Annotated in this window: 15 protein-coding genes; 7 read left to right on the top strand and 8 right to left on the bottom strand. The window is 73.3% G+C overall.

Annotation, left to right across the window (positions count from 1 at the left end; all coding sequences use genetic code 11):
* Positions 1–80 precede the first annotated feature (80 nt).
* Complete coding sequence (locus ACGFIE_RS22275; RefSeq protein ID WP_363689626.1) at positions 81–1685, top strand: ABC-F family ATP-binding cassette domain-containing protein; 1605 nt, start codon at positions 81–83, stop codon at positions 1683–1685.
* Positions 1686–1730: 45 nt separating this feature from the next.
* On the opposite strand, the gene ACGFIE_RS22270 is transcribed toward ACGFIE_RS22275, so the two are convergent.
* Positions 1731–2411: a cadmium resistance transporter gene (locus tag ACGFIE_RS22270; RefSeq protein ID WP_393297286.1), complete on the bottom strand. Its 681-nt coding sequence runs from the start codon at positions 2409–2411 to the stop codon at positions 1731–1733.
* Between the two features lie 130 nt (positions 2412–2541).
* Between ACGFIE_RS22270 and ACGFIE_RS22265 the strand changes: the two genes are divergently transcribed.
* The 3 genes from ACGFIE_RS22265 to ACGFIE_RS22255 all read left to right on the top strand — a co-directional run bounded on the left by ACGFIE_RS22265 (position 2542) and on the right by ACGFIE_RS22255 (position 5678).
* Entirely contained in the window at positions 2542–2769 is a 228-nt protein-coding gene (locus ACGFIE_RS22265; protein WP_007462679.1) for a helix-turn-helix domain-containing protein, read from the top strand.
* Between the two features lie 46 nt (positions 2770–2815).
* Entirely contained in the window at positions 2816–3583 is a 768-nt protein-coding gene (locus ACGFIE_RS22260) for an enoyl-CoA hydratase/isomerase family protein (RefSeq protein ID WP_363689622.1), read from the top strand.
* A gap of 118 nt (positions 3584–3701) precedes the next feature.
* Complete coding sequence (locus ACGFIE_RS22255; RefSeq protein ID WP_393297509.1) at positions 3702–5678, top strand: ABC transporter ATP-binding protein; 1977 nt, start codon at positions 3702–3704, stop codon at positions 5676–5678.
* 85 nt (positions 5679–5763) lie between these two features.
* Here ACGFIE_RS22255 and mug read toward each other — a convergent pair whose 3' ends face one another.
* The 6 genes from mug to ACGFIE_RS22225 form a co-directional block, all read right to left on the bottom strand.
* A complete protein-coding gene (mug, locus tag ACGFIE_RS22250) occupies positions 5764–6387 on the bottom strand; it encodes a G/U mismatch-specific DNA glycosylase (protein WP_393297506.1) in 624 nt (207 codons plus the stop codon).
* A 134-nt stretch (positions 6388–6521) separates the two neighbouring features.
* Positions 6522–7283 (bottom strand): SDR family oxidoreductase, encoded by a 762-nt coding sequence (locus tag ACGFIE_RS22245; RefSeq protein WP_393297283.1) that lies wholly within the window; start codon positions 7281–7283, stop codon positions 6522–6524.
* 88 nt (positions 7284–7371) lie between these two features.
* Positions 7372–7842 (bottom strand): hypothetical protein, encoded by a 471-nt coding sequence (locus ACGFIE_RS22240; RefSeq protein ID WP_393297281.1) that lies wholly within the window; start codon positions 7840–7842, stop codon positions 7372–7374.
* Positions 7839–8657 carry a DUF692 domain-containing protein gene (locus ACGFIE_RS22235; RefSeq protein WP_363689616.1) on the bottom strand — a complete coding sequence of 273 codons (819 nt, stop codon included), beginning with the start codon at positions 8655–8657 and terminating at the stop codon, positions 7839–7841. Before ACGFIE_RS22235 ends, ACGFIE_RS22240 begins: the two co-directional genes overlap by 4 nt.
* Positions 8654–9586, bottom strand: a complete 933-nt coding sequence (locus ACGFIE_RS22230; protein ID WP_393297279.1) for a TIGR04222 domain-containing membrane protein — start codon at positions 9584–9586, stop codon at positions 8654–8656. Before ACGFIE_RS22230 ends, ACGFIE_RS22235 begins: the two co-directional genes overlap by 4 nt.
* Before the next feature lie 86 nt (positions 9587–9672).
* On the bottom strand, positions 9673–10245 hold the full coding sequence (locus ACGFIE_RS22225) for a TetR/AcrR family transcriptional regulator (RefSeq protein WP_039906560.1): 573 nt from the start codon (positions 10243–10245) through the stop codon (positions 9673–9675).
* 77 nt (positions 10246–10322) lie between these two features.
* On the opposite strand from ACGFIE_RS22225, the gene ACGFIE_RS22220 reads away from it, so the two are divergent.
* From ACGFIE_RS22220 to ACGFIE_RS22210, 3 genes are all read left to right on the top strand, one after another.
* The gene (locus ACGFIE_RS22220; RefSeq protein WP_393297277.1) at positions 10323–11183 is read left to right on the top strand and encodes a carbon-nitrogen hydrolase family protein; all 861 of its coding nucleotides are present in this window, start codon (positions 10323–10325) and stop codon (positions 11181–11183) included.
* A 65-nt stretch (positions 11184–11248) separates the two neighbouring features.
* Positions 11249–11893 (top strand): HAD family hydrolase, encoded by a 645-nt coding sequence (locus ACGFIE_RS22215; protein ID WP_393297275.1) that lies wholly within the window; start codon positions 11249–11251, stop codon positions 11891–11893.
* A gap of 195 nt (positions 11894–12088) precedes the next feature.
* Positions 12089–13021 carry a serine protein kinase RIO gene (locus ACGFIE_RS22210; RefSeq protein WP_393297273.1) on the top strand — a complete coding sequence of 311 codons (933 nt, stop codon included), beginning with the start codon at positions 12089–12091 and terminating at the stop codon, positions 13019–13021.
* 49 nt (positions 13022–13070) lie between these two features.
* Here the strand turns inward: ACGFIE_RS22210 and ACGFIE_RS22205 are convergent, their stop codons facing one another.
* Positions 13071–13319, bottom strand: coding sequence for a DUF2630 family protein (locus tag ACGFIE_RS22205; RefSeq protein WP_363689606.1), 249 nt, complete (start codon positions 13317–13319; stop codon positions 13071–13073).
* Positions 13320–13615 lie beyond the last annotated feature (296 nt).

Genomic DNA, 13615 nt, shown 5'->3' with positions numbered 1-13615 from the left:
GCGCCGACGGGCCCACCGCCCGCCGGCGCTTTCGCGTGCCCTGAGTCAGCCTTCCAGACCCCGAGAGCGAGTCCCACGAGATGATCACTGCCACCGGCCTGGAGCTGCGTGCCGGCTCCCGGATCCTGCTGTCCGACACCACCCTGCGCGTGCAGCCCGGTGACCGGATCGGCCTGGTCGGCCGCAACGGCGCCGGCAAGACGACCACCCTGAAGGTGCTCGCCGGCGAGGGGCAGCCGTACGGCGGGCAGATCGACCAGCGCAGCGCCATCGGCTACCTCCCGCAGGACCCGCGCACTGGCGACCTGGAGGTGACCGGCCGCGACCGGGTGCTCTCCGCCCGTGGCCTGGACGTGTTGATGGCCCAGATGAAGGAGATCGAGGCCCAGCTCGTCGAGGACTCCAGCGACAAGCTGGTCCGCCGCTACGGCGCGCTGGAGGACCAGTTCGCCGCCCTCGGCGGGTACGCGGCCGAGGCCGAGGCCGCCCGTATCTGCGCCAACCTGGGGCTCCCGGACCGCGCCCTCGCCCAGACCATCGGCACCCTCTCCGGCGGTCAGCGCCGGCGCATCGAGCTGGCGCGGATCCTGTTCCGCGACGCCGGTGAGAACGGCGGCGGCATCCTGCTGCTCGACGAGCCGACGAACCACCTCGACGCCGACTCGATCACCTGGCTGCGCGGCTTCCTCGCCAACCACAAGGGCGGCCTCATCGTGATCTCCCACGACGGCGCGCTGCTGGAGTCGGTGGTCAACAAGGTCTGGTTCCTCGACGCCACCCGGTCCGTGATCGACGTCTACAACCTGGGCTGGAAGGCGTACCTGGAGGCCCGCGAGACCGACGAGCGCCGCCGCCGCCGCGAGCGGGCCAACGCGGAGAAGAAGGCCGGCGCGCTGATGGCGCAGGCCGACAAGATGCGGGCCAAGGCCACCAAGACCGTCGCCGCGCAGAACATGGCCCGCCGTGCCGAGAAGCTGATCTCCGGCCTGGAGGAGGTACGCGTCGCCGACCGGGTGGCCAAGGTCCGCTTCCCCAGCCCCGCCCCGTGCGGCAAGACCCCGCTCACCGCGACGGGCCTGTCCAAGTCGTACGGCTCGTTGGAGATCTTCACCGACGTCAACGTCGCGGTGGACAGGGGTTCCCGGGTGGCCATCCTCGGGCTCAACGGCGCCGGCAAGACGACGCTGCTGCGGATGCTCGGCGGGCTGCTCAACCCGGACACCGGCGAGGTGCACGCGGGGCACGGGCTGCGCCTGGGCTACTACGCCCAGGAGCACGAGACGCTGGACGTGGAGCGGACGGTGCTGGAGAACATGCGCGCCGCCGCCGTCGAGCAGTCCGACACCGACCTGCGCAAGATCCTCGGCGCGTTCCTGTTCTCCGGCGATGACGTGAACAAGCCGGCAGGGGTGCTCTCCGGTGGCGAGAAGACCCGGCTGGCGCTGTCCACACTGGTCTGCTCCGGCGCCAACGTGCTGCTTCTCGACGAGCCGACGAACAACCTCGACCCGGTCAGCCGGGAGCAGGTGCTCGACGCGATCGCCAACTACCCGGGCGCCATCGTGCTCGTCACGCACGACCCGGGCGCGGTCCTCGCGCTCAAGCCCGACCGCGCGATCCTGCTGCCCGACGGCGACGAGGACGCCTGGAGCGACGACCTTCTCGAACTGGTCGAGCTGGCCTGATCGGCCTGGCCGGATCGGGCTCGGGTCGTCGGGCTCGGGCCGGTCTCAGCCGAGCAGGTCCAGCAGCCGGCCGAGCACGCCGGAGCCGACCAGGATCACCACCCCGATGGCGACGAAGATCGTCGGGACCAGCCAGTGTCCGGCACGCTCCACCAGCCGGACCACCCTGCGGTGACCACCCAGCCAGGCCGCGGCGGCGCACCACAGGCCAACGAGCACCACGAAGACCAGCAGGAAGACCGCGCTGTCGCCGGGGCCGAGGGCCCGGAACACGGGTACGTAGACGGCCACGTTGTCGGCGCCGTTGGCGATGGTCACCCCGGCCACGCCGAGTGTGGACGCCACCACGCTCGGCGCCTCGTCGTCGTCGCGCCGCACCAGGGCGCGGACGCCCAGCGCGATCGGCAGCAGGCCGAGCAGCCCGGTCCACGGGTCCGGCACGACAAGCAGCCCGGCGGCGACCACCGCGCTGGCCAGTGCGAGCGCGCCGATGCCGAGGTACTGGCCGGCGACGATCTGCCAGGTGCGGGGCCGGCCGGTGGTGCGGGCCGCCACGAAGAACAGCGTGAGGATGACGATGTCGTCGATGTCGGTGGCGGCGAAGACCACTGCCGCTGCCGCCGCGTTGCCGAGCAGGTCGATCACGCCGGGAGCGTACGGCGAGAGGAGTCGCCGCTCGGCGGTGGCCCACTCGGACGGTGCGCCGGGACCGATCGCGAGGATCACTCTATCGGGAAGCTGACATTGCATAGCGTGTCGGTTGGCGAAGAGTTGATATCTGGCGCATGATCGTCCGAGGCGGTCTAATAGGTGGGACCGTATCCGAACCGCACAGTCTGGGACGTGAGGACACAGTATGGCAGCCACTGGCACAGCCACCAGCACTGAGAAGGGTCGCCGGATCGTCGGAGCCGAGCGTCAGACGCTCGCCAAGGACCTGGTAAAGCGGTACACCTCGGGAGAGAGCATCCGCGCGCTGGCGGCCTCTACCGGCCGCTCCTACGGGTTCATCCACCGAGTGCTCACCGAGTCCGGGGTTCAGCTGCGTCAGCGCGGCGGTGCCCGGCGCCGCAAGAAGGCGTGACCCGCCCCTCAGCGTCGTCCACCAGCGCCGCGCCCCGGGCCGCCCGGTGACCGCCGAGGCGACCGGGGTTCGGCTGACCTGCGACGGGCCGGTTGCCACGGTGACGTTGTGCCGGCCCGACGTGCTCAATGCCCAGACGCCCGCCATGTGGCGCGCGATGAGCGACTTCTCCCGCGACCTGCCCGGCGACGTCCGGGTGGTGGTGGTGCGGGGCGAGGGGCGTGCGTTCTCCGCCGGCCTCGACCTCGCGGTGGCCGGCGCCTCCGGCCCGGGGTCGTTCGCCGAGCTGGCCACACTGCCCGAGCAGGAGTGCGCCGACCAGATCGCCGCGTTCCAGGCCGGCTTCACCTGGCTGCACCGTCCGGACGTGATCTCCGTGGCCGCCGTGCAGGGGCACGCGATCGGCGCCGGTTTCCAACTCGCGCTGGCCTGCGACCTGCGTGTCCTGGCCGCCGACGCGAAGTTGTCGATGGCCGAGGTGACCCTCGGGCTGGTGCCCGACCTGGCCGGCACGAAGCGCCTCGTCGAGCTGGTCGGCTATTCCCGCGCGCTGGAGATCTGCGCGACCGGCCGCCGGCTGGACGCCGCCGAGGCGGACCGGATCGGGCTGGCCACTCTCGTCGTACCGCCGGGCGAGCTGGACGACGCGGTCCGTGACCTCACCGCGGGCCTGCTGGCCGGGCCGCGCGACGCGGTGGTGGAGATCAAGGCCCTGCTCGCCGGCGCGGCCGGCCGGTCGCACGCCGACCAGCAGCGCGCCGAACGGGAGGCGCAGACCCGCCGCCTGCGGGACCTGGCCGGCCGGGGAGAATAGTAGTAAGGACCGTACGGGAAGATCCGGGTTACGACCGAGGTTGTCAGAGTCGTCGGGAGAATTGACCCTGACGGAGGTGTCCCACCCGACGACCCGGAGGTGAGCGGTGTCCAACCCGATGTCCGGCGGTGGCATGGCCGGGTGGAGCATGCTCCGGTCGATGCGCAACCGCGACGAGGTGTCCACCCACCGGCTCAAGCACGGGGTGGCCCGCCGCATCGTGGCGTTCGCCCAGCCCTATCGGCGCGACATCATCGTCTTCCTGGCCACCGTGGTGCTGGCCGCCATCATCGGCGTGGCCACGCCGGTGCTCGCCGGCGACGTCATCAACGCCATCAACCGTGGTGGCAGCGAGGCCGGCCGGCTCGTGGTCCGGCTGGCCCTGTTCATCGCCGGGCTGGCGGTCGCCGACGCGCTGCTGTCCCTGGCCCAGCGGTGGTATTCGGCCCGCATCGGCGAGGGCATCATCCTCAACCTGCGCACCCGGGTCTACGACCACGTGCAGCGGATGCCGTTGCAGTTCTTCACCCGCACCCAGACCGGCGCCCTGGTCAGCCGGCTCAACAACGACGTGCTCGGCGCCCAGCGGGCGTTCACCTCCACCCTGTCCGGTGTGGTCAGCAACGTCATCCAGCTGGTCCTCACCGCCGCGGTGATGTTCACCCTCTCCTGGCAGATCACCGTGCTCTCGCTGGTGCTGCTGCCGATCTTCATCATTCCGGCCCGACGGGTCGGTCGGCGGTTGGCCGACATCACCCGCGAGGCCTACAACCTCGACGCCAAGATGAGCGCGACCATGACCGAGCGGTTCGGGGTGGCCGGCGCGCTGCTGGTGAAGCTGTTCGGCCAGCCCGAGATCGAGGCCCGCCGGTTCGCCGACCGGGCGGAGCGGGTGCGTGACATAGGCATCCAGTCGGCCATGTACTCGCGGACCTTCTTCGTGGCGATGCTGCTTGTCGCCTCGCTGGCCCAGGCGCTCACCTACGGCCTGGGCGGTTGGCTCGCGGTCACCGGCGGTGTCAGCGCGGGCACCGTCGTGACCCTCGCACTGCTGCTCACCCGGCTGTACGGGCCGCTCACCGCGCTCTCCAACGTCCGGGTGGACGTGATGAGCGCGCTGGTCTCCTTCGACCGCGTCTTCGAGGTGCTCGACCTCGAGCCCGGCATCGTGGAGAAGCCCGACGCGGTGCCGGTGCCCCGCAGCGCCGGCCGGGTCGACTTCCGCGACGTGCGCTTCCGCTATCCGAGCGCCGCCGAGATCTCCCTCGCGTCGCTGGAGGAGGTCGCCACGCTCGACCGCACCGTCAACGAGCCGGTGCTCAAGGGCGTCTCGTTCAGCGTCGAGCCGGGGCAGATGGTCGCCCTGGTCGGCCCGTCCGGCGCCGGCAAGTCGACGCTGTCCATGCTCATCTCCCGGATCTACGACGTCACCGACGGGCAGGTGCTTGTCGGCGGGGTCGACGTGCGCGACGCGACCCTCGCCTCCCTGCGCGACGAGATCGGCGTCGTCACCCAGGATTCACACCTGTTCCACGAGACGATCGCCGAGAACCTGCGCTACGCCAAGCCGGACGCCACCGACGACGAGATCTGGGCGGCGCTCGCCGGAGCGCAGGTGGCCGACCTCGTCCGGGCGCTGCCCGACGGCCTGGACACCACCGTGGGGGAGCGCGGCTACCGCTTCTCCGGCGGCGAGAAGCAGCGCATCGCCATCGCCCGACTGCTCCTCAAGGCCCCGTCGATCGTGATCCTCGACGAGGCGACCGCTCATCTGGATTCGGAGAGCGAGGCAGCGGTGCAGCGGGCGCTGTCGGTGGCGCTGGCCGGTCGTACCGCCCTGGTGATCGCGCACCGGCTCTCCACAGTCCGCGACGCCGACCAGATCCTCGTTCTCGACGGTGGGCGGATCGTCGAGCGTGGCCGCCACGACGAGCTGGTCGCGGTCGGCGGGCTCTACGCCGAGCTGTACCGCACGCAGTTCGCGGTCGTGGACTCGCCGAAGCCGTACGTGGACGCGACAGGCCCCGAGCCGGTGGTCATGCCCCTGTGCACGTACGTCGCCGACGAGGCCATGCCACCTGCCGCCGCCAACTGACCCACAGCGGTTGATCGACTCGGGTTCCTGAAATTCGGGGTGTTCTGGTCGCACCGACAACCCGACTTCAGTGAAAGCGAGTCGATCAACGGCTGGGTGGGTCGGGCCTGCGGCGGTCCGACAGGCCCGTCGCCTCGCGCAGCTCGGCGAACGCCGTGCCGAGCGTGACAGGCGTGAAGTGCGCGTTCAGGCCGCTCGGGTTGGGCAGCACCCACAGCCGTGCCCCGGCCAACGACTCCGGCTGCGGCCCGAAGGTGGCCTTGGGCCGCTGAAAACCGATCCGGTACGCGGTCACTCCCACCACTGCCACCCAGCGCGGCCGGTACCGGGTGACCTTGTCGGTCAGGATCGCCGCGCCGTCGAGGAGTTCCGCGGCGGTCAGCTCGTCGGCGCGGGCGCTGGCCCGGGCGGCCATGTTGGTGATGCCGAGGCCCAGGGCGGGCAGCTGGTCCTGTTCGCTGGGGTGCAGCAGCCGAGGGGTGAACCCGCCGGCGTGCAGCGCCGGCCAGAACCGGTTGCCGGGGCGGGCGAAGTGCCAGCCCGTGGCGGCCGACCAGAGGCCCGGATTGATGCCGACGAACAGCACCGCCAGCCCCGGCGCGAGCACGTCGGGGATGGTCCGGTCCGCGGCCGCCGCCAGCTCCGCGCGGGTCGGCCGGGCCGAGCCGGGCTTGACGACGGGGGAAAGGCCGGTGTGCCGCGCGTCGATCGACTCGGGTTCCTGGAAGTCGGGGCTTTCCGGTCGCTTCGACAGCCCGACTTCCGGAAAGCCGAGTCGATCAACGACCGGGTGATCGGGCTGGGTCGGCGTGACCGCACGGTCAGCTCGCGGCCGGTCGGGCGTCACAGCCCGCGCAGCGCGCCGCCGTCGACAGGCACGGTGAGCCCGGTCAAATAGCTGGCGGCAGGGGAGAGCACGAAGGCGGCCACCCGGCCGAACTCGGCCGGGTCGGCGATGCGCCGCAGCGGGATGCTCGCCTCCGCCTCGGCGCGGGCCCGCTCGGGGTCACCGGTGGCGGCGAACAGCTCCCGGTTTCGGTCGGTCATGATCCGGCCGGGCAGGAGGCCGACCACGCGTACGCCGCGAGGGCCGTATTCGTCGGAGATGTCCTTGGCGACGCCGACCAGGCCGGGCCGCAGGCCGTTGGAGATGCCGAGGCCGGGCACCGGGCCACGGGCGGAGGTGGAGAGCACCAGCCCGATCGCGCCCCCGTCGGGCAGCGCGGCGGCGACCGTGCGTGCCGCGCGGACGGTGCCCAGGAAGACGGTCTCGAAGGAGTGCCGCCACTGTTCGTCGGTGATCGACGCGGCGTTGCCGGCGGGTGGGCCGCCGACCGAGATGAGCGCGCCGTCGATCCGGCCGAAGTGCTGCCGGGCCGCCGCGACGAGCCGGTCCGGGGTCTGCGGGTCGGTCAGGTCGGCGGTGACGCCCACCGCCCGGTCCGGGCCACCGAGCCCTTCCGCTGCGACGGCGACGGCGTCGGCGTCGCGGGCCGAGAGCACGACCCGCGCGCCGTCGGCCACCAGGCACCGCGCCGTCGCGTAACCGAGGCCACGGGAGGCGCCGGTGAGCACGTACACCCGGTCGGTCAGTCCGAGATCCATGCCGTCGATCATGCCGCATCCGGCTGAGGCCCGTGTCGAAGCCCCTGGACTCCGCCTCGGCCCGACCGAGGACTGTGGCGCAGGCGTCCTAGCGCGCGCCGACCTGGGCGGGCGGACGCGCGGCGGGGCGCACCAGGCGTACCCGACCGGCGATCTGCACCGCGACGGCGCCGTCGGCGCGGGCCACGGCCGGCAGCCGGCGCGGACGCGGCGCCCGACGCCCGTCGTAGCGCAGGCCCGCCTCTCGGACGGCCAGCTCCTCGGCGCCCGCCGGTGGCAGGGCGTCGCGTTCGCGCAGCGTGCGGGCGAGGTCCCAGCCGTCGCGCAGCGAACCGGCGGTGGGGCGCTCGGCGGCCCAGTCGGCGAAGGTCGCCGGCCATGCCGCACCGAGGCCGGCGGCGAGCAGCGGCCAGTGCCGAGCCACCTCGCCGGCCCGCTTGCGCAGCAGCGCCGCCCGGGCGGCGGCCAGCGGCCCGGCCGCGAACCCGGCGGGCGACGGACCTCCGGCGACAAGCGCCGCGACCAGCTCGGCCTGCCGCTCGGCGAGCGTGCCCGTCACGTCACGGCCGGGAAGCCCCCGGCGGCAGCGAGGGCGTCCAGTTCGGCGCGCAGCTCGGCGGCCGGGGGATAGCCGCCGTCGCGTTCCAGCAGCAAGGCCGGTGGCCGCTGCCGGGCGCAGAGCGCGCCGACCAGCTCCAGCACCTGCGGCGGTACGGGATCGGTGTGCGTGTCGTGGTAGAACCCGCCGTGCTCGGCCCCGCCGGCGACGTGCACGTAGCCGATCCGGTCCAGTGGCAACCGGTCGAGCAGCGCGAGCGGGTCGGTGCCCCGGTTGCGGGCGTTGGCGTGCACGTTGGCGATGTCCAGCAGCAGCAGCGCGCCGGTGCGGTCGAGGATCTCGGTGAGGAAGTCCGCCTCGTCCAGCTCGTCGTCGGGCCAGTCGAACAGGGCCGCGATCGGTTCCAGCGCGATCGGCACGGGCAGCTCGGCCTGCGCCCGGGCCACGTTGGCGCAGACCGCGTCGACCGCCTCCCGGCTGCGCGGCAGGGGCAACAGGTGCCCGGCCTCCAGCCCGCCGGCCCGGACGAAGGCGATGTGCTCGCTGACCAGCGGGGCGTCGACCCGCTGCGCCACCGCGGCCAGGTGGGCGACGCGGGTCGGGTCGACCGGCTCGGCGCCGCCGAGAGAGAGCCGCACCCCGTGCGGTACGACTGTCACGCCGCGCTCCCGCAACTGCGCCAACCCCGGGGGGAGCGGCCCGGTCGAGGGCACCGACTCGGCCACCACCTCGACGAAGCGCAACCCGGGCAGCTCGGCCACGAAACCGGCGATCTCGGGACGCCAACCGATGCCGACGCCGGAAGGGCCGGTCATCCGCCGCACCCACCACCGCCGCCGCACCCGCCGCCACCGCCGCAGGAACTGCCGCCGCCGCAGGAGCTGCCGCCGCCACACGAGCTACCCGACGTTCCGCTGCCCGAGCCCGAGGACCAGCCACCGCCGGCGATGGCCTGGCGCTGGATCTCGGCCTGCTCGGCGAAGCCCGGGTCGATCGCCCAGAGCGACGCGGTGCCGAACAGGGCGACGCCCATCGCCGCGCCGGCCGCGCCGTAGGTGGCGTACGCGGGGGACGAGTCGGGGGTGAGGTGGGTGTTCCGTTTGCGCAGGTCGCGCAGCGCGGCGCGACCGGCCCGGGTGGTTCGCGGTATCCGCCAGAGCAGCAGCGTCGCCACCAGCACCCCGACCAGGGTGAGCGCCAGGTAGCCCACGGGCCGTCCGTTGGCCAGGCCGGCGATCAGCCGCACCACACCGAGCGCCAGCAGGGCGGTGAGGAGCAGCGCCCACCGTCGCGCGGTGGCCCATCGCGTGGGGCTCACGAGCAGCCCACGCTCTTCGAGACCGGTGCGGAGCTGGTGGAGCGCGGTGACGACCCGCTCGTTCTGGCTCAGGTCCCGGACGCGGGAGTGCTGGTGGGCGGCCCAGTGGATGGCCGCGTCCAACGGGGTGAGCCCCGTCGGCGCCGGCCCGACAGTGGTCAGCCGGCGGTCCGGTCGTACGCCTATCGCTCCGCTGCCGCGCAGCCCGCCGAGCGCGGCGTGCACGGCGAGTCCGGCACCACCGTTGAGGTACGCGACCTGTTGCGGGCCGAGCGGGTCGACGCTGGCGTGCCCGCCTGACGTGGCGGGGCGGACCCGGTGCAGCACCGCGAACGCGACCACCACGGCGGCCGCCACGAGGTAGAACCGGAGGAAGGTCGGGCCCGGGACACCCCAGGTGTCGCCCGACGCGGCGTGGACGATCATCGGCTGCTCCTGTCGCCGGAGGGATCGGCGGCCCCATTGTGGAGCACCACCGCCACGGGTCCGACGCCGGTGTGCGGCGGCGGCGCTCAGCGGCGGCGGACCGCCTCCTCGACCAGGTCGAGGACCGGGCCCAGGTCGCCGGCCGGCCGGCCCATCGCCAGGTGCAGCACCAGGCCGTCGTATGCCAGCTCCAGGAACTGGGCCAGCACGTCGATCGGTACGTCCTCGCGCAGCACCCCGGCGTCACGTTGGCGGGCCAACCGGTCACGGGTCGCCTCGGCGATCGCGGCGGACCGTTCGGCCCAGCGCCGGGCGAACGCCGGATCGGTGCGCAGCCGCCGGGAGACCTCCAGTTGACTGCCCAGCCAACCGGTGGTGTCGGGAGACATCGCACGGGCCAGCAGATCGCGCATCACCTGCACCAGACCGTTGCGGGCCACCGTCTCGACCATCACGGCGGCGTCGTCCTCGGCGACGGCGAGGAAGAGTGAGTCCTTGTCGCGGAAGTGGTGGAAGATGGCGCCACGGGACAGACCGGTGGCCTCCTCGAGGCGGCGGACGGTGGCCCCCTCGTAGCCGAGCCGGGCGAAACACGCCCGCGCGGCGGCGAGGATCTCCTGCCGGCGCGCGTCGAGCTGGTCCTGGCTTACTCTGGGCACACGGCGATCGTCGCAGGTCGCCCCGGGCCATGCAAACCGTACGTACGGCTTGGTAACGCGCCGTTTACCATCGGCCGGTGACCCCGCCGCATCCCGTGCCGTCCGCCCCGCTGACCGTGGCCACCGTCCAGGCGACACCGACGCCAGGTGACGTGGCCGGCAACGCACTCGCCGCCGCCGAGCTGGTCCGTCGTGCCGCCGAGCGGGGCGCCCGGGTGGCAGTCCTCCCCGAGCTGTACCTCTGCGCGTACCACCCGCCGACCCTCGCCGCCGACCCGGTCGGCACCGACGTCGCGGCCGACCCGGCCGGGGTGGTCGCCGACGGTCGGCTCGACCCGCTGCGCGCCGCGGCACGGACGGCCGGAACCACGGTGGTGGTAGGCGCGGCGGCGCGGCACCCGGACGGCCGGCGCACCATCGCCGCCCTGGTGGTCGACCGCGCCGGCACGGTCCGCGTCGGGTACGACAAGCAGCAACTGTGGGGCGACGAACGGGAGCTGTTCAGCCCCGGCGGGCGGGGTGCCACGCTGCTCGTCGACGACTGGCGGCTGGGGCTGGGCATCTGCTACGACGGCTGCTTCCCCGAGCACGGCCGCGCCGCCGCGCTCGACGGCGCGCACGCCTACCTGTGCCCCAGCGGCTACCTGGCCGGCTCCGAACACCGCAGGGACCTGTACTACGCGGCGCGGGCCCTGGACAACACGATGTTCGTGGTCTTCGCCAACGCGGTCGGCGGCAGCGACCCGTGGCGGTTCAACGGCGGCGCGGCGGTCTACGACCCGCAGGGACGTGCGCTCGTCCGGGGCGCCGACGAGGGTTCCGCGGTGCTGGTGGCGACGCTCGATCCGGCGGCGCTCACGGCCACCCGGGCGGCCCATTCGATGCTCGCCGATCTGCTGCCGAACCAGGGAGGCCCACGGGTGTCGCTGACCGTTTGAGCCCACCGTGAGGTCGAGACCCACGGGATCTGTTGGCGGACACGTCGGTCCCGTAGGGTGCCCGAGTGCCACTGCTCCTGCTGGACCTGGACAACACCCTGCTGGATCGGGCCGGGCCGTTCCGCCGCTGGGGTGAGCGCTTCCTGGACGGCATCGGCGCGCCCCCCACCGACATCGACTGGCTGCTCTCGATCGACGCGGACGGGTTGACCGACCGCTGGGACCTGGCCGACGCGATCCGGGACCGCTACGAGCTGCGTATCCCCTCGATCGACCTGGTGGAGGAGCTGCACGACGGGGTGGTGGCGCAGACCCGCCTCGATCCGCTGACCGCCTGCGCGCTGCGGATCGCCGACGACGCGGGCTGGGTGCCGGTGGTGGTCTGCAACGGCACCGTACGCGTGGACGACGCCAAGATCCGCCGTACCGGCCTGGACCGCTACGTGGCCGACTGGGTGATCTCCGAGGAGGCCGGGGTCAGCAAGCCCAACCCGCGGATCTTCGCGCTCGCCGCGCAGCGGGTCCGGATGCCGTTGCGGGGCGCCTGGGTGGTGGGTGACAGCCCGGAGGCGGACATCGGCGGCGCCGCCGCGGTCGGGCTGCCCAGCGTCTGGCTGCACCGGGGACGGACCTGGTCGGACGTCCGGTTCGCGCCGAGCCGCACGGTGGACGGGTTGATCGCCGCGGTCGCCACGGTGCTCGCCGGCTGACGCGGGCCGCCGCCGGACGCGGCGTCCAGCGGTCGCCGTAATTCGGTTGACCGACCGTCGGGGCTGCCGCCAGGATGGGCGGCGCATCGTGCACCCGGGCGGACGCCCGGTCGAGGAGAGGAGGTCGGCCATGGCCGTCTTCGCAGGTCGCTTCCAGCTGCCTATCTCAGCCTCGATCAAGGGAACCTCATCACAGTGCGCGATCATGACCTGCCGGCGCTGGAGCGCCGCAGCCGCGGCAAGAGCCGCTTCGACGACGACGAACCGCAGTTTCTGAAGCGCGGGCGGCCCGGTGAGCCGCCCGCCGACCCCGACAGCGACCCCGACCCGACGACCGGTGAACGCTGGTCGTCCTGGGACGACGCCGTCCACGGCCCTGCGCCGCACCCGCAGTGGCTGGTCACCGAGCTGGCCGCGAAGGACACCGAACTGGGTGTGCTGAAGACCGGCAAGGAGGCGGACGTCCACCTGGTCCGCCGGGCGGTACCGGACACGGACCGGTCCTGCCTGCTGGCGGTCAAGCGATACCGGGACGCCGAGCACCGGCTGTTCCACCGCGACGCCGGCTATCTGGAGGGCCGCCGGGTGCGGCGGTCCCGGGAGAACCGGGCGATGGCCGGCCGGACGGCCTTCGGTCGGGAGATGATCGCCGGACAGTGGGCGGCGGCCGAGTTCGCCGCCTTGGCCCGGCTCTGGGAGATCGGCGCCGGGCACGACCGGATCGCCGTGCCGTACCCGGTGCAGTTGCGCGGCACCGAGCTGATGCTCGAGTTCGTCGGTGACGCCGAGTCGGGGCTGGCCGCGCCCCGGCTGGCCCAGCTACGGCCCGGCCCGGCCGCGCTGCGCGACCTGTGGGACCAGCTGGTGGAGGCGCTGCGTGTGCTGGCCCGGGCCGGCTACGCCCATGGCGACCTGTCGCCGTACAACCTGCTCGTGCACGACGGGCGGCTGGTCGTGATCGATCTGCCGCAGGTGGTCGACGTGGTGGCCAACCCGCAGGGGCCCGAGTTCCTGGCCCGCGACGTGCGGGTGGTCAGCGCCTGGTTCAAGGCCCGGGGGTTGGCCGCCGAGCAGGTCGACCCCGAGGCGCTGACCGGGGAACTGCTGCGCGAGGCGGGCGTCCGCTGACCGCAGCGGCGCGGGTGGGTCGGGTGTCTGCCCGACCCACCCGTACCGGTCACTGCAGGTAGCGCTCCACCTCGGGCTTGGGGCGTTCGCCCTGGGAGTCCGGGTCGCCATGACTGGCGCGGGCGGCCCGACGGCGACGCAGCAGGTCCCAGCACTGGTCGAGGGACTCCTCCAGGGCGCGCAGCCGCTCGCTGGCCTCGCCCTCGGTGCCCGACTCGTGGGCCTGGGCCTCGCCGCGCAGCTTGTGTTCCTCGTCGACCAGTTCGGAGATCCGGTTCAGGATGGTCTTGTCGTCCATGCCACAGAGCCTGGCACAGGGTGCCCGGCATCGCCCGGATTCGGGGGTACCGGTGGGTCCTGGCTCACTCGCGCGGGCTCCGCCGGCCAGGGCCGTGCCCGCCCGGATCCCGGCGGCGGGCGGCTGGGCCTCCGAGGAGCCCGTGCGCGTCCGCGCGACCCTCGCGGCCCCCGGCGTACGGGCGCGACCTGCGCCGGTGCCCAGACCTGATGCTCCATTCAGGATGGTAAATCCCTCGTGGCGTCGACGCCGGCCGGCTGGAGGCGTGGAATCTCACCGGTCGCAGGTATGGAGGT

Origin of the sequence: Micromonospora sp. NPDC049275, from assembly GCF_043197115.1 — a bacterium.
Taxonomy (GTDB): domain Bacteria; phylum Actinomycetota; class Actinomycetes; order Mycobacteriales; family Micromonosporaceae; genus Micromonospora.
Note: the sequence above shows the minus strand (reverse complement) of the source record. Positions and strands in the feature narration are given on the sequence as shown.